Origin of the sequence: Blastomonas sp. AAP25, assembly GCF_001295965.1 — a bacterium.
Taxonomy (GTDB): Bacteria; Pseudomonadota; Alphaproteobacteria; order Sphingomonadales; family Sphingomonadaceae; genus Blastomonas; species Blastomonas fulva.
Genome location: NZ_LJHP01000001.1, coordinates 314,896 through 338,411 on the forward strand (window position 1 = coordinate 314,896; position 23,516 = coordinate 338,411).

Annotated in this window: 24 protein-coding genes; 8 read left to right on the forward strand and 16 right to left on the reverse strand. The window is 64.4% G+C overall.

Translation table 11 applies throughout. The annotated features are described in order from the left end of the window. Positions 1 to 31: 31 nt before the first annotated feature. Positions 32 to 403 carry a ribonuclease E inhibitor RraB gene (locus IP68_RS01525; RefSeq protein WP_054133178.1) on the reverse strand — a complete coding sequence of 124 codons (372 nt, stop codon included), beginning with the start codon at positions 401 to 403 and terminating at the stop codon, positions 32 to 34. Beyond that, positions 400 to 1,578, reverse strand: coding sequence for a glutamine-hydrolyzing carbamoyl-phosphate synthase small subunit (gene carA / locus IP68_RS01530; protein WP_054133179.1), 1,179 nt, complete (start codon positions 1,576 to 1,578; stop codon positions 400 to 402). Before carA ends, IP68_RS01525 begins: the two co-directional genes overlap by 4 nt. Before the next feature lie 220 nt (positions 1,579 to 1,798). Between carA and IP68_RS01535 the strand changes: the two genes are divergently transcribed. The 3 genes from IP68_RS01535 (at position 1,799) to rpoD (ending at position 6,342) form a co-directional block, all read left to right on the forward strand. Continuing rightward, positions 1,799 to 2,254, forward strand: a complete 456-nt coding sequence (locus IP68_RS01535; protein ID WP_054133180.1) for a GatB/YqeY domain-containing protein — start codon at positions 1,799 to 1,801, stop codon at positions 2,252 to 2,254. An 11-nt stretch (positions 2,255 to 2,265) separates the two neighbouring features. Then, complete coding sequence (dnaG, locus tag IP68_RS01540; RefSeq protein WP_054133181.1) at positions 2,266 to 4,176, forward strand: DNA primase; 1,911 nt, start codon at positions 2,266 to 2,268, stop codon at positions 4,174 to 4,176. A 153-nt stretch (positions 4,177 to 4,329) separates the two neighbouring features. Continuing rightward, the gene (gene rpoD / locus IP68_RS01545; RefSeq protein ID WP_054133182.1) at positions 4,330 to 6,342 is read left to right on the forward strand and encodes an RNA polymerase sigma factor RpoD; all 2,013 of its coding nucleotides are present in this window, start codon (positions 4,330 to 4,332) and stop codon (positions 6,340 to 6,342) included. A 143-nt stretch (positions 6,343 to 6,485) separates the two neighbouring features. Here the strand turns inward: rpoD and IP68_RS01550 are convergent, their stop codons facing one another. From IP68_RS01550 to IP68_RS01570, 5 genes are all read right to left on the reverse strand, one after another. Beyond that, the gene (locus tag IP68_RS01550) at positions 6,486 to 7,331 is read right to left on the reverse strand and encodes a tetratricopeptide repeat protein (protein ID WP_082382044.1); all 846 of its coding nucleotides are present in this window, start codon (positions 7,329 to 7,331) and stop codon (positions 6,486 to 6,488) included. A gap of 170 nt (positions 7,332 to 7,501) precedes the next feature. Further along, positions 7,502 to 8,626: a sterol desaturase family protein gene (locus IP68_RS01555; protein WP_054133184.1), complete on the reverse strand. Its 1,125-nt coding sequence runs from the start codon at positions 8,624 to 8,626 to the stop codon at positions 7,502 to 7,504. A gap of 85 nt (positions 8,627 to 8,711) precedes the next feature. Further along, entirely contained in the window at positions 8,712 to 9,137 is a 426-nt protein-coding gene (locus tag IP68_RS01560) for a hypothetical protein (RefSeq protein WP_054133185.1), read from the reverse strand. A 43-nt stretch (positions 9,138 to 9,180) separates the two neighbouring features. Beyond that, positions 9,181 to 10,377 carry an exo-beta-N-acetylmuramidase NamZ domain-containing protein gene (locus IP68_RS01565; protein ID WP_054133186.1) on the reverse strand — a complete coding sequence of 399 codons (1,197 nt, stop codon included), beginning with the start codon at positions 10,375 to 10,377 and terminating at the stop codon, positions 9,181 to 9,183. Between the two features lie 37 nt (positions 10,378 to 10,414). Further along, entirely contained in the window at positions 10,415 to 10,942 is a 528-nt protein-coding gene (locus IP68_RS01570; RefSeq protein ID WP_054133187.1) for a DOMON-like domain-containing protein, read from the reverse strand. Positions 10,943 to 11,128: 186 nt separating this feature from the next. Here IP68_RS01570 and IP68_RS01575 point away from each other — a divergent pair, with 186 nt between their 5' ends. Continuing rightward, the gene (locus IP68_RS01575) at positions 11,129 to 12,085 is read left to right on the forward strand and encodes a fatty acid desaturase family protein (protein ID WP_054133188.1); all 957 of its coding nucleotides are present in this window, start codon (positions 11,129 to 11,131) and stop codon (positions 12,083 to 12,085) included. A 13-nt stretch (positions 12,086 to 12,098) separates the two neighbouring features. Here IP68_RS01575 and IP68_RS01580 read toward each other — a convergent pair whose 3' ends face one another. The 4 genes from IP68_RS01580 to IP68_RS01595 form a co-directional block, all read right to left on the reverse strand. Then, a complete protein-coding gene (locus tag IP68_RS01580; RefSeq protein WP_054133189.1) occupies positions 12,099 to 12,668 on the reverse strand; it encodes a type 1 glutamine amidotransferase domain-containing protein in 570 nt (189 codons plus the stop codon). An 84-nt stretch (positions 12,669 to 12,752) separates the two neighbouring features. Further along, positions 12,753 to 13,733, reverse strand: coding sequence for a magnesium and cobalt transport protein CorA (locus tag IP68_RS01585; protein ID WP_054133190.1), 981 nt, complete (start codon positions 13,731 to 13,733; stop codon positions 12,753 to 12,755). Beyond that, complete coding sequence (locus IP68_RS01590) at positions 13,730 to 14,167, reverse strand: hypothetical protein (RefSeq protein WP_054133191.1); 438 nt, start codon at positions 14,165 to 14,167, stop codon at positions 13,730 to 13,732. The genes IP68_RS01585 and IP68_RS01590 overlap by 4 nt, the downstream gene beginning before the upstream one ends. 10 nt (positions 14,168 to 14,177) lie before the next feature. Next, positions 14,178 to 15,761, reverse strand: a complete 1,584-nt coding sequence (locus IP68_RS01595) for a lysine--tRNA ligase (protein WP_054133192.1) — start codon at positions 15,759 to 15,761, stop codon at positions 14,178 to 14,180. A 42-nt stretch (positions 15,762 to 15,803) separates the two neighbouring features. On the opposite strand from IP68_RS01595, the gene IP68_RS01600 reads away from it, so the two are divergent. Genes IP68_RS01600 through IP68_RS01610 form a run of 3 tightly spaced genes read left to right on the forward strand, consistent with a single transcriptional unit; the run spans position 15,804 to position 19,820 of the window. Then, a complete protein-coding gene (locus IP68_RS01600) occupies positions 15,804 to 18,731 on the forward strand; it encodes an ATP-dependent DNA helicase (protein ID WP_054133193.1) in 2,928 nt (975 codons plus the stop codon). After that, positions 18,728 to 19,273, forward strand: coding sequence for a histidine phosphatase family protein (locus IP68_RS01605; RefSeq protein ID WP_054133194.1), 546 nt, complete (start codon positions 18,728 to 18,730; stop codon positions 19,271 to 19,273). Before IP68_RS01600 ends, IP68_RS01605 begins: the two co-directional genes overlap by 4 nt. Positions 19,274 to 19,283: 10 nt before the next feature. Further along, positions 19,284 to 19,820 (forward strand): N-acetyltransferase, encoded by a 537-nt coding sequence (locus IP68_RS01610; RefSeq protein WP_082382046.1) that lies wholly within the window; start codon positions 19,284 to 19,286, stop codon positions 19,818 to 19,820. A gap of 3 nt (positions 19,821 to 19,823) precedes the next feature. On the opposite strand, the gene IP68_RS01615 is transcribed toward IP68_RS01610, so the two are convergent. The 5 genes from IP68_RS01615 to rpmF all read right to left on the reverse strand — a co-directional run bounded on the left by IP68_RS01615 (position 19,824) and on the right by rpmF (position 22,892). Further along, positions 19,824 to 20,195 carry a MerR family transcriptional regulator gene (locus IP68_RS01615; RefSeq protein WP_342768868.1) on the reverse strand — a complete coding sequence of 124 codons (372 nt, stop codon included), beginning with the start codon at positions 20,193 to 20,195 and terminating at the stop codon, positions 19,824 to 19,826. Further along, on the reverse strand, positions 20,188 to 20,487 hold the full coding sequence (locus IP68_RS01620) for an integration host factor subunit alpha (RefSeq protein WP_054133195.1): 300 nt from the start codon (positions 20,485 to 20,487) through the stop codon (positions 20,188 to 20,190). The genes IP68_RS01615 and IP68_RS01620 overlap by 8 nt, the downstream gene beginning before the upstream one ends. A 119-nt stretch (positions 20,488 to 20,606) precedes the next feature. Continuing rightward, positions 20,607 to 21,599 (reverse strand): beta-ketoacyl-ACP synthase III, encoded by a 993-nt coding sequence (locus IP68_RS01625; protein ID WP_054133196.1) that lies wholly within the window; start codon positions 21,597 to 21,599, stop codon positions 20,607 to 20,609. Continuing rightward, positions 21,596 to 22,666 (reverse strand): phosphate acyltransferase PlsX, encoded by a 1,071-nt coding sequence (plsX, locus tag IP68_RS01630; RefSeq protein WP_054133197.1) that lies wholly within the window; start codon positions 22,664 to 22,666, stop codon positions 21,596 to 21,598. The genes IP68_RS01625 and plsX overlap by 4 nt, the downstream gene beginning before the upstream one ends. Positions 22,667 to 22,715: 49 nt before the next feature. Further along, positions 22,716 to 22,892, reverse strand: a complete 177-nt coding sequence (gene rpmF, locus IP68_RS01635; RefSeq protein ID WP_026091768.1) for a 50S ribosomal protein L32 — start codon at positions 22,890 to 22,892, stop codon at positions 22,716 to 22,718. A gap of 223 nt (positions 22,893 to 23,115) precedes the next feature. Here rpmF and IP68_RS01640 point away from each other — a divergent pair, with 223 nt between their 5' ends. After that, positions 23,116 to 23,514, forward strand: a complete 399-nt coding sequence (locus tag IP68_RS01640; protein WP_054133198.1) for an MAPEG family protein — start codon at positions 23,116 to 23,118, stop codon at positions 23,512 to 23,514. The last annotated feature ends 2 nt before the right edge of the window (positions 23,515 to 23,516 follow it).

Below are 23,516 nucleotides of genomic sequence, written 5' to 3' on the forward strand. Positions count from 1 at the left end.
CATCTGGGGGAGGCGGCGACCGGACGTTTCTTCAGTGCATCGTGCCGGACTGCGCTTCGCAGCCCCAACCGTCATATTCGACATCGAACAGCATCTCGATCTGCAGACAGGTGCGGGTCAGGTCCTTGATCGACTGCGCATCGACCGCCTGGAACCGCTCGAAGAACAGATACGGCTCGCCGCCTTCTGCATCCTCCTCGCGGTCGAGCTCGGTAAGCCCGAAAGTGTTCGCGGCCTCGGAAAGGCGCTGCAGGTTTTCCTCCGAGCCCCGGAAGCTCACATCGACCGCGCGCTTGACGCTCGCCTGGTCACCATTGGCCGCCAGATTGCGCAGCACGTCCTGATCGGCCACCCACTCCTGCTCCATGCGCGCAGGATCGACCTTGGGGAGTTTCATGCTCATGCCACACCTGCGGGGGACTTGAGGCCGCCAACGAACTTCTCGAACAAATAGAAGCTGTCCTGCGGCCCGGGCGAGGCTTCGGGGTGATACTGCACGCCGAACGCGCGCTTGTCGGTGAACGCGATGCCGCAGTTGCTGCCGTCGAACAGCGAGACATGGGTTTCGATGACGTTGGCGGGCAAGGTCGCTGCATCGACCGCAAAGCCGTGGTTCATGCTGGTGATCTCGACCACACCGGTTTCGAGCCTTTTGACCGGATGGTTCGCGCCGCGATGGCCCTGGTGCATCTTCATCGTGCGCGCACCAGCGGCTAGGCCCAGCAGCTGATGGCCGAGGCAGATGCCGAAGATCGGCACGTCGCGCTCGAGCAGCGCCTGGATCACTGGAACGGCATACACGCCGGTCGCCGCCGGATCGCCCGGGCCGTTGGAGAGGAACACGCCATCGGGCTGAAGTGCGGTGATTGCATCGACCGGCGTCTGCGCAGGCACGATGGTGACGCGCGCGCCAGCCTGCACCAGCGATCGGAAGATGTTGTGCTTGGCACCGTAATCGATCGCGACGACATGCGGGCGGTCGCCCTCGCCGGCGCCGGCATAGCCCTGCCCCAAAGTCCAGATGCCGCCCTGCCAGTCGCGGGTGTCGGCACCGGTGACCTCGATCGCCAGATCCATGCCCTCGAGCCCTGCCCAGCCCTGCGCCTGTGCGAGTAGCGCGGGCATGTCGAACACGCCGTCGGGCGCGTGCGCGATAACCGCATTGGGCGCGCCTGCCTCACGGATGCGGCGGGTGAGCGCGCGAGTGTCGATGCCTGAAATGCCGATCTGGCCGTTCGCCTCAAGCCACCGCGTGAAATGCTGGGCGGAACGGAAGCTGCTGGGATTGGTCACGTCCTCGCGCACGATGCAGCCTAGCGCGCGGGGCACGTCGGCTTCGACATCTTCTGCATTCGCGCCGACATTGCCGATATGCGGGAAGGTGAAGGTGATGATCTGCCCGGCATAGCTCGGGTCGGTCAGGATTTCCTGATAGCCGGTGATCGAGGTGTTGAAGCAGACCTCGCCTGCCTTGGCTCCGGCGGCACCAAAGCCCCTGCCCCAGATCGCCGTACCATCGGCCAGAAGCAGCAATCCGGTCGCGCCTTGGGGCTGAGCGGAGGTGGTGGCGTGCGCCATGGATCGTTTTCCTTGTGTTGCGTTGAGTCGCAAATGGGCCGGGCCGCAGACTATTGCAGGTTCGGGCGGGGCCAAAGCCCCGTTCACGCCCCCTGCCGGAAAGCGGCCAAATTGGCGGGTCACTAGGCTTAGCGGGCTTGTACGGTCAATCTATGAAAAACATTTTTATGCGGCTAGGCTGGTCGCTTGTTCCAAAATTCACCGGAAAGGATGCGCTCGCATGATTCGCGATTCGCTTAAGGCTGCGCAGGTTGCGGCAATGAAGGGGGGCGACAAGCCCCGCACCGCGGCGGTCCGCCTGATCCTCGCCAAGATCAAGGACCGCGATATCGAGCTGCGTACTTCGTCGGCGACCATCGATGACGACGCGATGGTCACCGAGGTGCTGCAGAAGATGATCAAGCAGCGCCGCGAATCGATTGCGATGTACGAACAGGGTGGCCGCGCCGAGCTCGCTGCGCAGGAAGCATCCGAGGTCGCGATCATCGAGGAGTTCCTCCCCGCGCAGCTGGACGAGGCCGCCGCCCGCGCCGCGATCGCTGCCGTGGTTGCCGAAACCGGTGCATCGAGCTTGAAGGACATGGGCAAGGTGATGGCCGAAGTGAAGGCCCGCCACGCCAGCGAGATCGACATGAGCAAGGCCAGCGGCTGGGTGAAGGAAGCTCTGGCGGGCTAACCGGAACGCACATGACCCTCACCCCGCAATGGCTGGACGAGTTGCGCTCGCGCATCACGCTGTCGACCCTGATCGGGCGGCACGTGAAGGTCCAGCGCGCGGGGCGGGAGTACAAGGCGTGCTGTCCGTTCCACAACGAGAAGACCCCCAGCTTCACGATCAACGACGACAAGGGCTTCTATCATTGCTTTGGTTGCGGAGCCCATGGCGATGCGATCCGGTTCATGACCGATCATCAGGGGCTGGGCTTCATGGATGCGGTCAAGGAGCTCGCCTCCGAGGCCGGGATGACCATCCCCGCCCCCGATCCGCGCGCGGCGCAGGCGGCAGTTGCCCGGGCGTCGCTGCACGATGTCTGCCAGGCGGCGCAGGACTGGTTCGCAGCCCAGCTTGGCAGCGCTTTGGGCGAGCAGGCGCGGGCCTATCTGAAAGCGCGCGGGCTGACCGCAGAGACGATCCAGCGCTTCGGCATCGGCTTTGCGCCAGACAGCCGCACCGGGATCAAGTCCGCGCTGGGATCGATCGACGAGGATCTGCTGATCGAGGCCGGGCTGCTGATCAAGGTCGACGACAAGCCGAGCTATGATCGCTTTCGGGGACGGATCATGATCCCGATCCGCGATCCACGCGGGCGGGTGATCGCGTTCGGGGGGCGCATCCTCGGCCAGGGCGAACCCAAATACCTCAACTCTCCCGACACGCCGTTGTTCGACAAGGGGCGCACGCTCTACAACCTGCACCTGGCCGCGCCCGCCTCGCGCCAGAGCGGACGCGTGGTGGTGGTCGAGGGCTATATGGACGTGATCGCGCTGGCCCAGGCCGGCTTTGGCGAGTGCGTCGCGCCGCTCGGCACCGCGCTCACCGAACACCAGATCGAGCGGCTGTGGAAGATGGTCGACCGGCCCCTGCTGTGCTTCGATGGCGACGGTGCGGGGCAGAAGGCGGCGATGCGTGCTGCCTCGCGTGCGCTGCCGCTGCTCAAGCCCGGGCTCTCGCTCGGTTTCGTCTCGCTGCCTGCGGGCCAGGACCCGGACGATCTGGTGCGCGCATCGGGTCCGGGCGCCTTCACCGCCTGCATCGATCGCGCAACCGGGCTGCTCGATCACCTGTGGACGCATGAACTGAACGCCGCGCCGCTGACCAGCCCCGAGGCACGCGCGGGGCTCAAGGCACGGCTCAACGCGCATGCCGACACGATCGCGGATGGCGACATCAAGGCGCTGTACCGCCGCGAGATCGGTCAGCGCTTTTCGGACATGTTCTTTGGCGCGCGCCAACCCCAGACGCCCGGCCCTGCCTTCCGCCCCGGCGCCAAGGGCCAGAAGGGCTGGCAGCGCCGCGATGAACCCGTACCGCCCAGCGAGGAACTGCGCGAATTCAGCCGCCAGCCGATGAGCGACCTGATCCTGCGCGGCGTCCTGCACGGCGTGCTCCATCGCCCGGCGCTGCTGGTGCGTCACTCCGAGGCGCTGAGCGAGTTTGTCGGACTTGCAGAAGGCTGGGCCGATCTGCTCGACGCGATGCTCGATGCAAGCCACGCGCATTCCATTCAGCCCGATGACGCGGCGGAAACTCTTGATACGGCACGCCTTATGACCATATTGCAGGACAAGGGCATGGCAGACACGATCGACAGGCTGAAATCGGGTGGCAGGCCGCCATTTTCGTTCTGCACTGCGGTGCAGGCGGAGAAAGACGAGGCGCGCGAAATCCGCATCGCGGGAGATTTTGCAGAAGCGATCGAAGTGATGACCACGCGCCCCCGGCTGGTGGCGGCCTTGAGTGAGGTAACCCGGCGGTTCGAAGCCGATCTGGCGGAAAATGATTCGGGTGATGGATTGTTTTTGGAGCAGCAACAGCTAAGGGCAAGAAAGCAGCAGTTTGACCAGCGCCTGATAGAATTAACGGAACGGAGTGCATAACCGGCGATACAGTCGTCCACACTCCGGGTGATACAGGGCCGCTTGAGCTCAGACGCAAAACATTTGTATCGGCCAATCGCGGCCTGATATGACGCAAATTATCTCCGCAGCCGCTCGCAGGCCGCGGCGACACAGGTGACAGGAATTACGGAATTGGCAAGCAAGGCACCGAAAGACAGCAAAGCCGACACCACGGATGCACCGCTGATCGATCTGAACGAAGCCTCGGTCAAGAAGCTGCTCTCGCGCGCCAAGAAGCGCGGCTACATCACCTATGACGAGCTGAACGAGGCGCTGCCGCAGGACCAGATGTCGTCCGAGCAGATCGAGGACGTGATGTCCGCGATCTCGGAGATGGGCGTCAACATCGTCGAGAACGACGAGGAAGCGGGCGAAGAACAGCCGGCGGACGATAACGACACAGCCGACGACGGTTCGGAACAGCTCAACATCTCTCCTGAAAAGAAGAAGGAGACGATGGACCGCACCGATGACCCGGTGCGCATGTACCTGCGCGAAATGGGCGCGGTGGAGCTGCTCAGCCGCGAGGGCGAAATCGCCATCGCCAAGCGCATCGAGGCCGGCCGCGACACGATGATCCTGGGGCTGTGCGAAAGCCCGATTACCTTCCACGCCATCATCGAATGGTCGACCGCGCTCAACGACGGCGAAATGCAGCTGCGCGAGATTCTCGATCTCGATGCGATGCTGTCGAAGGAGCCCGCGCCCGAAAGCCTGTCCGAGGACGGCGAGGACGATGGCGAGATCAGCGAGAAGACCGCGGGCCCCAGCTTCAAGGAAGAGGACGATGTCGAGGAGGTCGCCGAGACCAACGACGACGAAGACGATCTGACCGAGCGCCGCACCCGCCGTCCCGATGACGACGAGGAAGAGGACAACACGCTCAGCCTCGCGCAGATGGAAGCGCAGCTGAAGCCCGCCGCGCTCGAGAAGTTCGCGCTGATCACCTCGCTGTTCCGCAAGTTCGAGAAAATCCAGCGCGATCGCCTCAACGCGCTCAGCATCGGCGACGATTTCCCGTCGGCGAAGGAAAAGAGCTATCAGAAGCTGCGCGAGGACCTGACCGCCGAGGTTGAGTCGGTGCAGTTCCATGCCAACAAGATCGAATATCTGGTTGACCAGCTCTATGCCTTCAACCGCCGCCTGACCGCATTGGGCGGCCAGATGCTGCGCCTTGCCGAGCGCCACAAGGTGCCGCGCAAGGACTTCCTCGACCGCTATCTCGGCCACGAGATGGACGAGGCGTGGCTGGAAACCATGGCGGGCGTCGACAAGAAATGGGCGGCCTTCGTCAGCAACGAAGCAGGCGCGGTTGACCGCATCCGCGCGGAAATCAGCGACATCGCTGCCGCCACCGGCATGAGTCTCAACGAGTTCCGCCGCATCGTCAACATGGTGCAGAAGGGCGAGCGCGAGGCGCGGATCGCCAAGAAGGAAATGGTCGAGGCGAACCTGCGTCTCGTGATCTCGATCGCCAAGAAATACACCAATCGCGGCCTGCAGTTCCTCGACCTCATCCAGGAAGGCAATATCGGCCTGATGAAGGCGGTGGACAAGTTCGAGTATCGCCGCGGCTACAAGTTCTCGACCTATGCCACATGGTGGATCCGTCAGGCGATCACCCGTTCGATCGCGGATCAGGCGCGCACCATCCGCATCCCCGTGCACATGATCGAGACGATCAACAAGCTGGTGCGCACCAGCCGCCAGTTCCTGCACGAGCAGGGCCGCGAACCCACGCCTGAAGAAATGGCCGAGCGCCTCTCTATGCCGCTCGAAAAGGTCCGCAAGGTGATGAAGATCGCCAAGGAGCCGATCTCCCTCGAAACGCCGATCGGTGATGAGGAAGACAGCCACCTGGGCGATTTCATCGAGGACAAGAATGCGATCATCCCGGTGGATGCCGCGATCCAGGCGAACCTCAAGGAAACCGTCACGCGGGTTCTTGCGAGCCTGACCCCGCGCGAGGAACGCGTGCTGCGCATGCGCTTCGGCATCGGCATGAACACCGATCACACGCTTGAAGAGGTCGGCCAGCAGTTCTCGGTCACCCGCGAACGTATCCGTCAGATCGAGGCGAAGGCGCTGCGCAAGCTGAAGCACCCGAGCCGTTCGCGGAAGATGCGGTCGTTCCTGGATCAGTAAGCCCCAACCCAGGGCGCGCGTCGCGGCAATGGGTTTTACCCGGTTTCGGCTCGGTCATCGAGGGCCTAGGATGTCTGCCTCCCGCGTTTGAGCGCCAATGGTTTGGGTAATTGGCACGGCGTTACGTGTGGAACCCGGATAGCCTAGTTCTGCAAGCCATAGCTCAGAAGCGCGTTCTTCGCGTTGGCATAATTGGGGTCGAGGGCCAGCGAGCGGCGGAAATAGGACACTGCTTCGCTGTAGCTCGGATCGGTCCCCTCGCCATTGGCGTACATCACCCCGACATTGTAGCAGGCTGATGCGCGCCCGAGTTCGCACGATCTGGTGAACAGTGCCTTGGCCTTGACCATGTCTGTCGGCAGAATCTTCTTCTTCGAATAGAACAACGCGAGATCGTGGCAGCCGCTCGGCTCTCCACCCGTGCACGCCTTGTCGTAAAGCGCCGCCGCTTTCTGGAAATCCTGCGGCAGAAGGTCGCCTTCGACGTGGAGCCGGGCGAAATTGTAGCATGACTTCATATGGCCGGCGTCGCAGCCCTTGGTGTACAGCGCCTCCACGCTCTTCGCATCCCGTTCGAACACGGTGCCTTCGGTGTGCATAACGGCAAGATCGAAGCATCCTCTGGGCTGATCGATGGTACATGCCCTGTCAAGCAACCGCTTGCCCTGCGCGACATCTGGCTCGACGCCGTCTCCGTCGACATAGATGCGTCCAGCATGGTAGCAGCCCGAGCCGATGTCGCCGTCGCAGGCCTTCGCAAAGAATGCGGCAGCCTTTACCCTGTCCTCCTTGACCATTTCGCCATTGTCATACGCAGTAGCGGCGTTGTGGCAGGAAACGGCATCGCCTTGGTCACAGTGCGTGATCCACGCGAGCAATTCTTCCGGTTCCTTCATACTGGCACCTTGTTCGTCTTGCACTTCCGGTGCGGATACAAGAGATACTGCAATGATCGCTTGCCAAAGTCCGGCCAGCACTGGTTGAATCATGGCATGTACTCCTTGGCATCAGTGGCTTTTCGTTACAGCGTAGATTGCCACATTTGTGCAAGCGAAGATTTTCGTTCCGCCAACCAATCCGGCCTATGCCGCATCTGTCCAGGACATACCTACGGCTATAGGACAACATCGGGCTGCCAGGCGGCGGCCCGGGCATCACATCACCCCCGCAACGGCCACACCAGTTGCCGCACATAGCCTTCCGGCACCTCCAGCCCTTCCACGCCATAGCCGCTCGGCCAGCGGTCCTTGGGCATGTGTTCGGTGCCGAACCAGCGGTCGATCATCGGCAGATGGACCGCAAAGTTGGTGTCGCGCGCCTCGGGCTCGATCGCGTGGTGCCAGTGGTGAAAGCGCGGCATCGCGATCCAGAGTTCGAGCCACGGGCTACGCGGCGCAAAGTTGGCGTGGATAAAGACCGCGTGCAGCGACACGAAGCCGAGATAGGCGTAGACCGCGACTTGGTCGAACCCCAGCGTCACGATCGGCAGCAGAACCAGGGCGCGCGTCGCGACGACATCGACCAGATGCAGCCGCGATCCGGCGATCCAGTCCATCGTCGTCACCGAGTGGTGCACGCGGTGGAAGCGCCACAGCAAAGGCACGGCGTGGAACGCGCGGTGGACGGCATATTGCGCAAGGTCCGCGACCAGCACGACGGCCAGAAACTGCACCACCAAGGGAGCCATCTGGACCCATGCCTGCACCGGGGCGATCGCCAGCGCCTGGCCGACCTGGGTCGCGGGGATCAGCACCAGCAGCGACATCAGTTGCACCAGCGCGTGGCTCATGAAGAAGTAGCTCGCGTCGGTCAGCCAGCCGCGCCGGAACGGCCCCTGCTCGCGCCTCAGCGCAAACGCGCGCTCGAGCGGCACAAACACCGCCGCAGTGGTCAACACGCCGAGAACGAACCAGTCGAGCCCAACATAGACCGGGCTCGCAGGCGCTTCAGGGATTGCGACCCCGCCCGCTCCCAGCGCCAGTGCAATCCCAGCAAGTGCAAGGCCGGCAAGCCCCAACGCCTTGCGCCGCCGCAACAGCATCGACAGCGCGGCGAGCAGCAGCGTTGCGAAGATCCCCGCATCGATCGCGGTGCGCACCAACCCCAGCGGGTATCGGCCGCGCAGTTCGGGCAGTGTCAGCCAGTGCGGGAAATGCAGGCACAGCACCGCCGCGATGCTTAGCAAACCCAGCACGATGCCCAGCACACCGCTCACCCATCCGCTACCGAAACGGCGCGGGGCCTGGTCTGCAAAGATGCGGGTCAGCCATTGCTCTGCGGTCATGGGTGCGGAGGATGGCAACGATTGGCGAAGATATGGTTGATGACGCAAAAACCGGGGGCTGTCGCCTCTGCAGCCCAAGCAGCGGTCAGGCCACTCTGGATTGCGGTTCCCCTGAATGCGCGTCCGCCCCCGCCTCATCGTCGCCAGCTGCCATCAGCCAGGCTTCGGCTTTATCGGGATCGGTGAAATATTGCGCGTCGCGGCTGGAAGTGGCGCGCAACAATTGCATTCGCGCCAGCGACAGCGCGACAACGAAGGCAAGCTTGCGCGATCGATGGCGCGAATCAGCCAACACACCGCCAAATGCCTTCACGATGTCCTGCTGCTGGATCTTCATGTCGCGCACATCAACCAAAGTGACATGCTCGTTTGGGCCGCACGTCAACTTGTCATGGGCTGCATTGCGTGCAGCGATATACGCCTCGACATCCGTCGGCTCGAAGAAGCCCGCGAGATAGTGTCGAACGATATTGCCTACCGGATCGACTTCGACTTTGTAGATCGCATCCATGCCGCGACGTTAATCGGGACGAGTGAAAAATTGGTAAGCGCGCTCAATACAGCCGGAACGCCGACACCGCGTCCCACGCCGCTTCGTCCGGCGCGGTGAGCGCGTCCAGATGATCCGGCGGCGCGCTCGCATCATCAACCCATTCGCGCAACGCCGGGCCGCCGTTGATGACATCGATCGCAAGTTTGCCCAGCTCGTATTCGTACGGGAAGTCGCGCCACAGCGGGTAGTCGGGATAGAGGCTGCGGATGGCCTTGAAGGCGAGCGCCTGGACGCGCCAGGGGCGGAAGCTGGCGTGGTCGTAGAACGCGCCCTCGGCGTGGATGTGCACGCCGTGGCACAGCTGGCCGACATGCTTGTGGAAGGTTGGCTCGAACCAGATTTCGCGCAGGGCGCAGCCGGTGAGCCAGTGCGGGGCGATGGCGCGCATCCTGTCGATGACCGCGCGCGCGTCGATATCGGGCGCGCCGAAGATCTCGAGCGGGCGGGTGGTCCCCCTGCCCTCGCTCAATGTCGTGCCCTCCAGCATCACCGTGCCCGCGTAGGTGCGCGCCATGTTGACGTTGGGCGCATTGGGGCTGGGGTTGATCCAGATGCGGCTGTCTGGCCAGCCGAAGCCTGGCGCGGCATCGGGCTGCCAGCCGGTCATTTCGATCACGCGGTAATCGACATCAAGGCCATAATGACGGATAAACCAGTGGCCCATCTCGCCCAGCGTGAGACCATGCCGCATCGGCATCGGCCCTGCGCCGACAAAGCTCTCCCAGCCCTCGCGCAGGGTCAGCCCCTCGACCGGGCGCCCGGCAGGGTTGGGCCGATCGAGCACCCAGACCGATTTGCCCTCTTTCGCCGCGGCTTCGAGCATGTAGAGCAAGGTCGTGACGAAGGTGTAGATCCGGCAGCCCAGGTCCTGCAGGTCGATCAGCACGACATCGAAGGTGCCCATCATCTGCCCCGTCGGGCGACGGACCTCGCCATAGAGGCTGAACACCGAAATGCCGTGCACCGGATCGGTAAAGTCCGGGCTTTCCACCATATTGTCCTGCTTGTCGCCGCGCAGCCCGTGCTGCGGGCCGAACGCGGCGGTCAGGCGGATATCGTCGAGCCCGGCCAGCGCGTCGAGCGAATGCGTCAGGTCCGCGGTAACCGACGCAGGATGCGCGACCAAAGCAACACGCTTGCCGTGCAGCGGTTTGCGCAAGTCTGGTTCAGCCAGAAGACGATCGATACCGAAGAGCATGGGGCCTCGCGCGCTGCTTGAATTGGGTGCGGGTTCTTTAGCCCAGCCGCGCGGCAAAACAATCCGCGTGGTGAAAATCGGGTTTTCCGGGAGGGTGCGCGAGCGACCAGTAAGATTTGCTGCCGTCCTTCGCCTCGATCACCGCAGTGATCGCCAGCCGCCAGGGCGCAGGGCCGAGCAGCGCTTCGAGCCCGGTAAGGTCGAGCGTGGCCTGCCAGTGTTTGGAGGCGGTGCGCGCGATCTGCGGCGGCGCAGTCAGATCAAGGTCGCGCATACCGATGCGATAGTCGTCGAACCCATAGGCTGCCCAGGCACCCGAGGGCGAGAGGTTGAACTCGGCATAACCGCTTCCGGTGCCCGACCCGATGAACGCCTCGAAGCAGCTGGTCTGCCAGAGGTCATCCGCGCGGCCGACCGCAGGCGCGGGCCACAGGATCGTGTGGAAGGGATCGGAGACACGGACTTCGAGCGTCAGCAGCTCGACATCGAGCGTCCAGCCGATGGCGACCTCGACGCTGTCAGGGGGCGGACAATCGGGATGGGGGACAAGGATGGGCGACTTCATGGCCCCAACTTCGCGGACATTGCCCGTTTATTCAAGAACCATCCCCGTCATTCCCGTCATTCCCGTCATTCCCGCGTGCGCGGGGGTGACGAAAGAGGGCATGGCTTGGCGACATGCGCATATGCTGGTAGACTGACGCAAACGTAAAGTTCGCGCGCCAGCCCATGGCGCAGGAGATGGATCGCAATGGCCCTGGTGAAAGCCGCCAACCCCGCGCAGATATTCGGCCGCGACAGCTTTCGCGAGCTCACCGCCGTGTCGCGCTGGAAGGGGCTCGCATTGGTCGCGCATGCTTGGGGCGTGATCATCGCGCTCGCCTGGGGGGCTGCGTATCTGGGCACATGGTGGGCGTGGATGATCGCGGTGCTACTGATCGGTGGTCGGCAGCTGGGCCTCGCCATCCTGATGCACGAGGGCGCGCACGGCCTGCTGCACCCCAACCGCGCGATCAACAACTGGGTCGGCCAGTGGATCACCGGGGTGCCGATGGGCACCGATCTGCACGCCTATCGCACCTATCACCTGACCCATCATCGCTATACGCAGCAGCCCGAGGACCCAGACCTGTCACTGTCAGCGCCCTTCCCCACCACCCGCGCCAGCATGCTGCGCAAGGTGTTTCGCGATCTGACAGGGCAGACGTTCCTGAAACAGCGCAGCGCGCAGGTGATGATGGCGCTGAAGGGGTTTGGCCCGGGCGCAAAAGAGCAGAATTTGTTCGTGGGCAAGGTGGTGCTGCGCTTCCTCGGCGCGCAGGTGGTGCTGCTGGCGCTGTCGTTCGCGACTGGCCTGGGCGTAACGCCTTATCTGGTGTGGCTGATCGCGCTGGCGACCACGTTCCAGCTTTACCTCCGCATCCGCAACATTGCCGAGCACGCCTGCACGGCCACAGGCAGCGAGGACCCGTTCACGCATGCGCGGACGACGCACGCCAACTGGCTGGAGCGCGCGACGGTGGCACCATATTGGGTGAACTTCCACAGCGAGCACCACCTGTTCATGGGAGTGCCCTGCTATAACCTGCCGCGCGCGCACCGCATGCTGGTCGAGGGCGGCCATGCCGGCCGGATGACCATAGCGCCAGGCTATATCGAGGTCATGCGGCAGGTGATCATTCCATCACCTGCCGCACAAGCTCATTGATCAGACAAGTTGATCAGACGGTTTCGGACTGCGCTTCAGCAGCCGCCTTGACCGCCATCGCGATCGCCGCATTGAAGGCCGGAAGGTCATCGGGGTTGCGGCTGGTGATCAGGTTGCCGTCGATAGCGACTTCCTGATCGACGACATTCGCACCGGCGTTCTTGAGATCGGTGCGGATCGAACCGTAGCTGGTCATGGTCTTGCCCTTGGCGAGGCCCGCCTCGATCAGCAGCCAAGGTGCATGGCAGACGGCGGCGATCGGCTTGCCGGCATCTGCAAATTCCTTGATCAGCGCCATCGCGGTCTCGTTGGCGCGCAGCAGATCGGGGTTGATCTGGCCGCCCGGCAGGACCAGCGCGTGATAGTCGGCTGCCTTGGCACCATCGAGCGGCGCATCGACCGAGACGCTCTTGCCCCAGTCGTCACCCTTCCAGCCGCGAATCTCACCGCTTTCGGGCGAGACGACATGGACGGTGGCTCCCGCGCCGCGCAGGGCGTCACGCGGTTCGATCAGCTCGGACTGTTCAAAGCCGTGGGTCGAAAGGATGCAGATCGTGCGGCCGGTAAGATCGGGAAGCGACATGGGGTATTCTCCGTTGTTGGGGGTATGTCACCCCTACGGATCACCCGGCGTGCGCGTTCCATGGCGGCGGCGTCCGGTCGCGCATTACAGCCACTTCGCCCGTTTGAAGCGGACATACAGCGTCAGGCAGATCATTGTCATCACGCCGAGAATTGCGAAATAGCCATAGCGCCAGCGCAGTTCGGGCATGATATCGAAGTTCATGCCATAGATCCCCGCGATCGCGGTCGGCACCGCCAGGATCGCCGCCCAGGCGGCAAGCTGGCGGGTGATCGCTCCCTGGCGTTGCTGCTCGAGCAGGCCGCTGGTCTCGATTACCGATGTCAGCGTGTCGCGCAGCCCCGCCACGCGATAGTCGGCGCGCCGCACATGGTCGTGCAGATCGCGGAAATAGGGCACCATGTCGCCATCGATCTGCGGCAGGCTGAGGTTCATGCAGCGCGCGGCGACATCCTGCATCGGGCCCAGCACACGCTGCAGCCGGAACAGGTCGCGGCGCAGAGAAAAGACCGCGCTCGTCTGCTCGCGATCAAGAAACGCGTCGAGCGCGCGATCCTCCATCGCCAGCACACGGTCCTCGAGCACGTCGATGACATCAAGATAGCTGTCGACGATGAAATCGACGATGGCGTGCAGCACGAAATCGGCGCCATGCGCCAGCATCCAGGGTGTTGCCTCAAGCTGGGTACGGACCGGGCTATGGTCGCGCATCGACCCGTGCCGCACGGTGACGATGAAATGCTTCCCCATGAAGATCGCGGTGTTGCCGTAGGTGATGCGGGTCTTGGCGGCCTCGTCCTCGTCAAGATGCACGGTGCGCGCCACCGCGAACAGATGATCGCCGAACGCCTCGATCTTGGGGAGATGCCGGTGGTCAAGGGCATCCTCGACCGCCAGCGGATGCAGCTTCAGCTGCTCCTCGATTGGCGCCAGTTCATCCTCGGTCGGTTCGTGCAGGCCGATCCACAGCAATTCGCCCGCTGCGGGAACAGGCAGTGGCTGCGCCAGATCGACATCGGTCAGCTTGACACCATCGCGGTACAGGCGCGCCGCAATGACGGTCATCCGGCGACGACCTTGACCCATTGAGACTTGATCCAGCCCGATTTGCAAGGCCCGGCATAGACCCTGTCCGCGCTTACCGGAGAGCCGACCTTGCAATCCGCATCGGGCTCGCGGGTATAGATGATGCCGATCGCGTCGCTGGCATCATCGCTGTCGCACATCCACACCTGCTCGCCATCGGACAGAAAATCGATCGCGTCGGGCGAGGTGTCATCGGCGGGGAACACCATGATCGCTCCCTCGCCTGCACCTGTTATCTCGCCCAGCGCGCAGGGGTCCAGCCCGTCATCGGCCTTGAGCATCACCGGGCGGTTTGCCCCGACGAACGGCGGCTGGGCCAGCGATCCTGTTTGCGGCTGGGCAGGGAACTGGGCCTGAGCCAGCGACCCGGTAACCAGCGCAAGCAGAGCAGCACCCGCAATCATCGCCTTCATGTCGTTTCCCCTAAGCAACGCTATCCAGCGCCTGCGCGATCAGCGTGCGGGTGTTGGCGATGCCGTACAGCGCGATGAAGCTGCCCATACGCGGGCCCTGCTCGCTGCCCAGCAGCGTCTCGTACAGCGCCTTGAACCAGTCGCGAAGATTGCCGAAACCGTACGCCTCGTCCTTGCCGATGGCGTAGACGATGTTCTGGATGTCCTCGGCGGTCGCATCTTCGGACAGCGCGGCCAGCTCTGCATCGAGCGTCCTGAGCGCATCGACCTCCGCGCCCACCGGCGCGCGGCGCTTGAGGGTCGGCGCGACGAAATCGCGGCCATAGTTCACCGCGTTGTCGATGAGGCTGTCGAGCTCGGGATGCGTCTGGGGCGACACGCCGGGCGCGTACTTCTGCACGAAGCCCCAGACCAGATCCTTGTCGTCCATGCCCGGAAGGCTGACGACATTGAGCAGCAGCCCGAAGCTGACCGGCGGACTGCCCTCGGGCACCTCGCCTGCATGGATGTGGTGCGCGGGATTGCCCAGGCGCTTGTCGGCGTCCTGGTTGTGCCAGCTGTCACGGAACTGGAAATATTCGTCCACCGCGCGAGGAACAACAGAGAGCGACAGCTGCTTGGCCGCCTTGGGCTCGCGATAGATATAGAACGCCAGGCTGTTCTCGCTGCCATAGCGCAGCCACTCGTCGATCGACAGGCCGTTGCCCTTGGACTTGGAGATCTTCTCGCCCTTCTCGTCGAGGAACATCTCGTAGATCATGCCCTCGGGCTTCTGGCCGCCCAGCACGCGTGCGATCTTGCCCGACTGCACGCCGCTGTCGGTCAGGTCCTTGCCGTACATCTCGTAATCGACGCCCAGTGCCACCCAGCGCATCGCCCAGTCGACCTTCCACTGCAGCTTGGCGCCGCCGCTCAGGATCGACTGCTCGATGGTCTCGCCCTCGTCGACGAAGCGCACGATCCCGGCTTCGGCATCGACCACCTCGACCGGCACCTGCAGCACCACGCCCGACTTGGCGCTGATCGGCATTACCGGCGAATAGGTCGCCGCACGCTCAGCGCGCAAGGTCGGCAGCATGATGTCGAGGATCGCCTGATAGTTGCGCAGCACCCCGCGCAGAGCCTCGTCGAAATGCCCTCCCTGATAGCGCTCGGTCGACGACACGAACTCGTAATCGAACCCGAACTGGTCGAGGAATGCGCGCAGCATCGCGTTGTTGTGATGCGCGAAGCTTTCGAACTTGCCGAACGGATCGGGGATCTGGGTGAGCGGCTTGCCCAAGTGCTCGCGCAGCATGTCCGGATTGGGCACGTTGTCGGGCACCTTGCGCAGGCCGTCCATGTCATCGCTGAACGCCACAAGACGCGTCGGCGCGCCGCCCGTCAGGGTTTCGTAAGCCCGGCGGACGAGCGTGGTGCGGAACACCTCCTGGAACGTGCCGATATGCGGCAGGCCCGAGGGGCCGTAGCCGGTTTCGAACAGCACCGGGCCCGCGCTCTCCGGCTTGCCGTCGCGATAGCGTTTGATCAGCTTGCGCGCTTCCTCGAACGGCCATGCCTTGGATCGCAGTGCTGCCTCGTGATACGCGCTCACGTGTGTTTCCTTTTCGTTCCGATGCCGCCATAAGGGCGGGTGATGACCGCTTCCCTAAACTTTCCAGCCCTGCATGCAAGCCATAGCGCGATCTGGTTCGCAGCTCCCGGCAAGCCTGCGGTGCGCATTTCCAAGGGCGAGGCAATCGGCCGCGCCGCCGAGACCCCGCTGATCATGCTGAACGCGCCTTTGGTGGCGCAGCGGCTGGGGTACCCCGAGCTCTCCGGGCTCGACCTGCTCGAGCTGTTCGCGTTTGTGCATCCGGCGCAGTTCATGGTGCCCACGCCGATGGGTCTGGCTCGGGCGCTCAAACTGCCTCTCCCGACACTTGCCCCGGTCCCCCGCGAAGGCGGGGGCCCATCTCCTGAATTTTCGGGATTGCTGGGGGGTGGTGACGTAGGGCGCGCAGACGCAAACCTGTTCGATCCCAGTACCGACCGCTCCAACCGCAATCCTTCCGAGATGGACCCCCGCCTTCGCGGGGGACCAATAAATGCTGATGGCGACGACTCCATCGCTGACTCCGCGATCCCCGCCCTCCTCCACGCCGCGACGGCCGCCCTGTTCGCCACGCTGGAGCGCAGTGACTGGCCGCAGCGTGAAGGCGCATGGTCATCGCTGCAGGCGCTGGCCAAATTGCGCTGGCCATGGGCGGGGGCGGCCGCAAAGCATCTGAAAGCTCCCGAAAAGGCCGAGCGCTGGCTGTTCAGCCGGTTGCCCGAATGGGAAGAACAGCCGCCCCGCGCGCAGCCCCGGCAGGTGAGCTTGAGCGAGGACGCGGTCGAGGCGCAGCTTGAGGGGCTCACCGGCACCGGGGCCGAGCGGCGCGAGGGGCAGCGACAGTTCGCGCGGACCGCCGCGCACATCTTCGCGCCGCGCGAACGCAAGTCGGAGCCGCACATGCTGCTGGCGGAGGCCGGCACCGGGATCGGCAAGACCTTGGGCTATCTCGCCCCCGCCTCGCTCTGGTCGCAAGCCGCGGGCGGCACGGTGTGGATATCGACCTACACCAAGGCGCTGCAACGCCAGCTGTCGCGCGAGACCGAGCGCATCTACGGCAACGAGGCCGCGTTCCGCAAACGCGTGGTCATCCGCAAGGGCCGCGAGAATTACCTGTGCCTGCTCAACCTCGAAGATGCGCTGCAGGGCGGCTTCCAGGGCCGTGCGGCGGTGCTCGCACAACTGGTCGCGCGCTGGGCCGCGTACAGCCGCGATGGCGACATGATCGGCGGAGATCTGCCCGGCTGGCTGGTCACATTGTTCCGCCGCGCAGGAGTCACCGCGCTCACCGACCGGCGCGGCGAGTGCGTCTATGCCGGCTGTCCGCACTACCGCAAATGCTTCATTGAGCACGCCGCGCGCGCCAGCCAGCATGCCGATCTGGTCATCGCCAACCACGCGCTGGTGATGGTCAACGCCGCGCGGGCGCGCGAGCAGCAGGGTCGCCCGACGCGGATCATCTTCGACGAAGGCCATCATCTCCACGATGCCGCAGATTCGATGTTCGCGGTCGCGCTGACGGGCCAGGAAACGGTCGAGATGCGGCGCTGGATCATGGGCCCCGAAGGCAAGTCGCGCGGGCGCAGGCGGGGCCTGGCCGCGAGGCTCTCCGACGTTGCCTCCTATGACGATCTCGGCGGTCGCGCGATCGAGGCGGCGCGGATCGCAGCCGAGGCACTCCCCGGCGAAGGCTGGCTGGCACGCATCCGCGAGGGCGCAGCCTCGGGCGAGATCGAGCTGCTGCTCGCCGCCATTCGGGGCACGGTTTACGCGCGAGACGAAAGTGGCGGCGAGGATGCGGGCTATGGGCTGGAGACCGAACTTGCAGAGCTCGACGGGCCGCTGATCGCCGCCGCGCTGGAGGCGGCGCGCGCGATCGATGCGCTGCACAATCCGCTGGTGGCGCTGGGGCGGCGGCTCGAGGCGCTGATCGAGGACGGCCCCGACTGGCTCGACGGCCCGGCGCGCGCGCGGATCGAGGGGGCGCTGGCATCGCTCGGCTGGCGGATCGACCTGCTCGCGGCATGGGCGTCATTGCTCGGGCGCATCGGCGGGCCTGCCGACCCCGATTTCGTCGACTGGCTGGCACTCGACCGGTTCGAGGGTCGCGAATACGACATGGGGCTGCACCGCCGCTGGCTGGACCCCGGCAAGCCGCTCGCCGAGGCGGTGATCAAGCCCTCGCACGGCGTGCTGGTGACGTCTGCGACGCTCAAGGCCGGGGACGACTGGACGCCTGCCCTCACCCGATCGGGCGCGGTGCATCTGGAAAAACCGCCCGAGATGTTCGAGGCGCGCAGCCCGTTCGATTATGCCAACCAGGCCGAGGTGCTGATCGTTACCGATGTGCGGCGCGGCGACATGGCAGCGCTGGCGGGAGCCTATGGGCGGCTGATCGAGGCGGCGGGTGGCGGCGCGCTGGGGCTGTTTACCGCGATCCGGCGGCTGCGCAGCGTCCACGGGCGTATCGCCGACCGGCTCGCGCAATCGGGTCTGCCGCTGTATGCGCAGCATGTCGATCCGATGGAGACGGGCACGCTGGTCGATATCTTCCGCGACGATCCGCGCGCATCGCTGCTGGGCACCGACAGTCTGCGCGATGGCGTCGATGTGCCGGGCCATTCGCTGCGGCTGGTGATCATGGAAGGCGTGCCCTGGCCCAAGCCCGACATCCTGCACCGCGCGCGCAAGGCGGCGGGCGGCGGCACGCAATATGACGACATGATCATCCGGGCACGGCTTGCCCAGGCGTTCGGGCGGCTGATCCGGCGGGCGGACGATCGCGGGCGCTTCGTGATGCTGTCCTCGGCCTTCCCCTCGCGCCTGCTCAGCGCGTTTCCCGCCGGCACGCCGGTGCGACGGGTAACGCTTTCGGAAGCTTTACAAGCGGTGCAATCTGGCGTTTCTGCGCAACCGATGTCGGGCGCACGAATCGATCCCGTGACGGGATCCGGGGGAGAGACGCGATGAAGAAGCTGACCTTGCTGAGGCACGCGAAATCCGACTGGCTGGACCGGTCTTTGCGCGATTTCGACCGCCCGTTGAACGCCCGCGGCCTGCGCGGAGCCCGGGCGATGGGGCTATACGCCGCGGAGAAGGGCATGGTGTTCGACGCGGTTGTCGCCTCGCCCGCGGTGCGGGTCACCGAGACGATCGATCATTTCGAGACCGCTTATGGCCACACGCTCAACCCCGATTGGGACCGGCGCATCTATCTCGCTTCTTCGGTGACGCTGATCGACGTCTTGCGCGGCGTGCCCGATACCGCCGGCCATGTGCTGATGGTCGGCCACAACCCGGGGCTCGAGGACCTGGTGTTCGATCTGGTCGCAGATGACGGTTCGAGCCCGCTGCGCGATGTGGTCGAGGAGAAGTTCCCGACGGCAGCGCTGGCGGTGATGGATATCGCCATCGATCGCTGGTCCGATCTCGACAACCGCTCGGCAAAGCTGGTGGAAGTCACCCGGCCGCGCGATCTTGATCCCGATCTTGGTCCACAGGACGACGATTGACCACTCTGCCGTGACGACTGCGACCCTGCCCGAAACGATCCTGCGCCGCGCCGCGCCGCAAGACGCGCCCAAGCTGGCGCTGCTCGGTGCCACAACGTTTCTCACTGCCTTTGCCGCCGATCATCCGGGCCAGGCGCTGGTCGATCATTGTGCGCATGAGCACTCGGTGAAGCGGTATGCCGATTGGCTCGCAAATCCCGATTATGCCTTCTGGATGATCGAAACCCCTCTGGGAGCGCCGCTTGGCTATGCCATGCTGTGCCCGCCCGAGATCGACATCACGCCCGATCCGGGCGCACTCGAACTCAAGCGCATCTACACGCTGCCGGGCTGGCAGGGCGCAGGCATGGGGCGCAGGCTGATCGAGGCGGTGATTGCCGAGGCGAAGGCGCGCGGTGCACCGTCGCTGTATCTGTGCGTCTACACGGTCAACGTGGCCGCGCAGCGTTTCTATGCGCGGTTCGGTTTCGAGAAGGTCGGGCAGCAGAAGTTCATGACCGGCGACGTGCCGTTCACAGACTGGATCCTGCGCAAGCCGCTAGGCTGATGCTCAGGCGGCTTCCAGCGCGGCGGCAAGCCGGTCGCGTATGGTGCGCAGCGCGGACAGATCGATCGATGGCTGCGGCGCAGGCGTAGCGGGTTCGCTGGCCGAGGCCACGGTCTTGTCTCCAGCCTCCGCCGCCAGCAGCTGCCGCGCACCGCGCACCGTGAACCCCTCATGGTTGAGCAGCTGGTCGATGCGGCGCAGCATGACAACATCCTGCGCGCGGTAATATCGCCGTCCGCCGGCGCGCTTCAAAGGTTTGAGAACATCGAACTGCGCTTCCCAATAGCGCAGGATATGCGGCTTCACGCCCAGTTCGGCCGAAACCTCGCCGATGGTGCGCATCGCGCCATCGGCCTTGGCCACGGCTTCAGTCACTGGACATGATCCTTTCCTTCATGATCTGGCTGGCGCGGAAGGTGAGAACACGGCGCGGGGTGATCGGCACTTCGACGCCGGTTTTGGGATTACGCCCCACGCGCTCGCCCTTGTCGCGGAGCAGAAAGGTGCCGAAACCGGAGATCTTGACGTTCTCGCCGCGCTCGAGCGCATCGGTCATGTGGTTGAGAACGGATTCGACCATCTGCGCGGCATCGGCGCGCGAAAGACCGATCTGGTGGTTGATCGTGTCGGCCAGATCAGCCCTGGTCAGAGTACCAATCGATCGCATACCGCATTCTCCTCACCCGCATATGGGGGGAAGATAACGCAACTGCATTAACAAGGCAAACCGGCCCATCCCTAAAACAACGTAAATTGAGCCAATTGGGAGCAAAATATGACGCGAGGTTAATAACGGATCACCGCAGCGCCCCAAGTCAGCCCGCCACCCATGGCTTCGAGCACCATCAGGTCGCCGCGCCGGATGCGGCCGTCGCGCACCGCAGTGTCGAGCGCCAGCGGGACCGAGGCGGCGGAGGTGTTGGCGTGCTGGTCGACGGTGATCACCACCTTTTCGGGCGGCAGGCCCAGCTTGCGGGCGGTGGCATCGAGGATGCGGGCATTGGCCTGGTGCGGCACCACCCAGTCGATATCGGCGCTGGTGAGGCCCAACGGCTTCATCACCTGCTCCATTACCTCGGCCAGATTGACCACGGCGTGGCGGAACACTTCGCGTCCGCGCATCCGCACCTTGCCGACGGTGCCGGTGGTGGAAGGTCCGCCATCGACATACAGCAGATCATGATGGCGGCCATCGGAATGCAATTGCGTGGCCAGAATGCCGCGCGGAGCGGTATCGCCCTCGGCGGCGGTTTCCAGCCCCAGCACCACGGCGCCCGCGCCATCGCCGAACAGCACGCAGGTGCCGCGGTCTTCCCAGTCGAGAATGCGACTGAAGGTTTCCGCGCCAATCACCAGCGCGCGGCGCGCCATGCCGGTGCGCAGCATGCTGTCGGCGACGCTTAGGGCATAGAGGAAGCCCGAACAGACCGCCGCGACATCGAAGGCGATACCGCCAACCATGCCGATTGCCGCCTGGACCTTGGTCGCGGTGGCGGGAAAGGTGTGGTCGGGCGTCGCGGTGGCCAGCACGATGAGGTCGACATCCGAGCCCTGCAGACCGGCAGCATCGAGCGCAGCGCGCGCGGCGCCGATCGCCAGCGTCGAGGTGGTCTCGTCCGGCCCTGCCAGATAGCGGAACTTGATCCCGGTACGCTCGGTGATCCAGTCGTCCGAGGTGTCGACGGTCTCGGCCAGTTCGGCATTTGATACCCGCCGCGCAGGCAGCTGAGATCCCGTGCCCAGGATGACACAGTGTTCGGCCGGGGTCTGTTGGGTCATTTCGGTGATTCGCCCGATCCGTTGGTGCTTGCGCCGTTGCTGGCGATCGCACTGGTGTCGAAGTCCTTCAGGACATCGCCAATCCGCTGGGTGATGTTGTCTTCCACCAGCCGCGCCGCGACTTCCACCGCATTGGCCACGCCCTTGATGCTGGCTGAGCCATGGCTTTTGACCACCACGCCGTTGAGCCCCAGAAAGACCGCGCCGTTGTGGTTGTTGGGATCGAGGTGATGCCGCAGCAGATCGGTAGCGGGGCGCGAGATCAGGAAACCGATCTTCGAGCGCAGCGACGACTGGAAGCTGCGCTTGAGCAGGTCGGTCACAAAGCGCGCGGTACCCTCGAGCGACTTGAGCGCGATGTTACCCGAAAAGCCATCGGTTACCAGCACATCGATATCGCCGCGCGAGATCTTGTCCGCTTCGGTGAAGCCCTGGAAATCCATCGGCAGGTGTGTGGCGGTGCGCAGCGCGGCAGCGGCATCGCGCAGCGCATCGGTGCCCTTGGAATCCTCGGTGCCGATGTTGAGCAGCCGGGTGCGCGGCTTTTCGAAGCCGAAGATGATCTGCGAATAGACCGCGCCCATGACCGCGAACTGGACCAGATTGCGGGCATCGCAATCGGTGTTGGCACCCAGATCCAGCATCACCAGATCTGTGTCTTCCAGCGTGGGCAGCAAGGCGGCGAGCGCGGGCCGGTCGATCCCCGGCATGGTGCGCAGGGCAAGCTTGGCCATCGCCATCAGCGCGCCGGTGTTGCCGGCGCTGACCGCAGCGCCGACCTCGCCCGACTTCACGGCCTGGATCGCCAGGCCCATGGATGAATTCTTGGATTTCCGCAGCGCCTGGCTCGGCTTGTCCTCACCCCGCACGACCTCGTCGGTGTGCAGGATTTCGGACGCAGCGCGCAAATTGGGGTGGTTGTCCAGCCCCGCCTTGATCTGCTTTTCATCCCCGACCAGCAAGAAGGTGAAGCGCTCGTGCCTATGGCGTGCCTCTGCAGCACCTCCCAGCATCACGCGCACGCCTTCATCACCGCCCATCGCATCAATCGCGATCCGCGGCTTCATTGGCACCGGTTAATCCCCCTGAAAAAGTGCAAAGGCCGTCTGATCTGGATCAGGCGACTGCAAGCACCTCACGGCCGTTATAATGGCCGCATGCGCCGCAAACATGGTGCGGGCGCTTCAGTTCACCACAGTTCGAGCATTCGCTGAACGCATCGACGGTCAGCGAATCGTGGCTGCGACGCATGCCGCGCTTGGAGGGTGAGGTTTTTCTTTTAGGAACAGCCATGGCAGGATCTGCTTACCTTATCTGCTTGTCTATCAATGCGATAATGCCATGTTTTCCGAAGCAGGCGCGTCTAGCGCAGTCTGCCGGTGGAGCAACAAAGCCCATTCGCGTGCGAAGGCGGGGCTATAGCGAAAATCTCGTGCGTTGCAAGCATTGTCACGCTAGGCCCGCCGCACAATTTGCCGCGCTTTCCTTGCGGCGAGACTTGAGGGGAGCCTATCACATGAACCTGCCGCTGACACTGACCATGGCCGCTGCCGCCGGACTGATCAACATCTGGCTCGCCATCCGCATCGGTCAGGTGCGCACCAGCCAGAAGGTGAGCGTGGGCGATGGCGGCAACGAATTCGTGATCCGCCGCATGCGCGCGCAGGCCAATTTCGTCGAGTTCACCCCCTTCGTGCTGATCCTGATCGCCGGCCTCGAAGCCTCGGGCTTTGCCGCGACCTGGATGTGGGTGGTAGGCGTTATCTACATGATCGGACGGCTTGCGCACGGCCTGGGCATGGATGGCGGCGCGTTCAAGCTGGGCCGCATGATCGGCACGCTGACCACGTTGCTGACGCTGCTCGGGCTGTCGGGCTATGCGGTTTATGTGGCGAGCGTGCTGCCGGTGGCGTGACG

What these genes read in the sequence shown, in the direction of transcription:
- IP68_RS01590 (WP_054133191.1), bottom strand. Translation starts at nt 14,167, where the DNA reads ATGAAGGCGATGATTGCGGGTGCTGCTCTGCTTGCGCTGGTTACCGGG.
- IP68_RS01570 (WP_054133187.1), bottom strand. Translation starts at nt 10,942, where the DNA reads ATGAAGTCGCCCATCCTTGTCCCCCATCCCGATTGTCCGCCCCCTGAC.
- plsX (WP_054133197.1), bottom strand. Translation starts at nt 22,666, where the DNA reads ATGAAGCCGCGGATCGCGATTGATGCGATGGGCGGTGATGAAGGCGTG.
- IP68_RS01625 (WP_054133196.1), bottom strand. Translation starts at nt 21,599, where the DNA reads ATGACCCAACAGACCCCGGCCGAACACTGTGTCATCCTGGGCACGGGA.
- dnaG (WP_054133181.1), top strand. Translation starts at nt 2,266, where the DNA reads ATGACCCTCACCCCGCAATGGCTGGACGAGTTGCGCTCGCGCATCACG.
- carA (WP_054133179.1), bottom strand. Translation starts at nt 1,578, where the DNA reads ATGGCGCACGCCACCACCTCCGCTCAGCCCCAAGGCGCGACCGGATTG.
- IP68_RS01640 (WP_054133198.1), top strand. Translation starts at nt 23,116, where the DNA reads ATGAACCTGCCGCTGACACTGACCATGGCCGCTGCCGCCGGACTGATC.
- IP68_RS01560 (WP_054133185.1), bottom strand. Translation starts at nt 9,137, where the DNA reads ATGGATGCGATCTACAAAGTCGAAGTCGATCCGGTAGGCAATATCGTT.
- IP68_RS01605 (WP_054133194.1), top strand. Translation starts at nt 18,728, where the DNA reads ATGAAGAAGCTGACCTTGCTGAGGCACGCGAAATCCGACTGGCTGGAC.
- IP68_RS01620 (WP_054133195.1), bottom strand. Translation starts at nt 20,487, where the DNA reads ATGCGATCGATTGGTACTCTGACCAGGGCTGATCTGGCCGACACGATC.
- IP68_RS01585 (WP_054133190.1), bottom strand. Translation starts at nt 13,733, where the DNA reads ATGACCGTCATTGCGGCGCGCCTGTACCGCGATGGTGTCAAGCTGACC.
- IP68_RS01550 (WP_082382044.1), bottom strand. Translation starts at nt 7,331, where the DNA reads ATGATTCAACCAGTGCTGGCCGGACTTTGGCAAGCGATCATTGCAGTA.
- IP68_RS01535 (WP_054133180.1), top strand. Translation starts at nt 1,799, where the DNA reads ATGATTCGCGATTCGCTTAAGGCTGCGCAGGTTGCGGCAATGAAGGGG.
- rpmF (WP_026091768.1), bottom strand. Translation starts at nt 22,892, where the DNA reads ATGGCTGTTCCTAAAAGAAAAACCTCACCCTCCAAGCGCGGCATGCGT.
- IP68_RS01600 (WP_054133193.1), top strand. Translation starts at nt 15,804, where the DNA reads ATGACCGCTTCCCTAAACTTTCCAGCCCTGCATGCAAGCCATAGCGCG.
- IP68_RS01525 (WP_054133178.1), bottom strand. Translation starts at nt 403, where the DNA reads ATGAGCATGAAACTCCCCAAGGTCGATCCTGCGCGCATGGAGCAGGAG.
- IP68_RS01555 (WP_054133184.1), bottom strand. Translation starts at nt 8,626, where the DNA reads ATGACCGCAGAGCAATGGCTGACCCGCATCTTTGCAGACCAGGCCCCG.
- IP68_RS01580 (WP_054133189.1), bottom strand. Translation starts at nt 12,668, where the DNA reads ATGTCGCTTCCCGATCTTACCGGCCGCACGATCTGCATCCTTTCGACC.
- IP68_RS01575 (WP_054133188.1), top strand. Translation starts at nt 11,129, where the DNA reads ATGGCCCTGGTGAAAGCCGCCAACCCCGCGCAGATATTCGGCCGCGAC.
- IP68_RS01565 (WP_054133186.1), bottom strand. Translation starts at nt 10,377, where the DNA reads ATGCTCTTCGGTATCGATCGTCTTCTGGCTGAACCAGACTTGCGCAAA.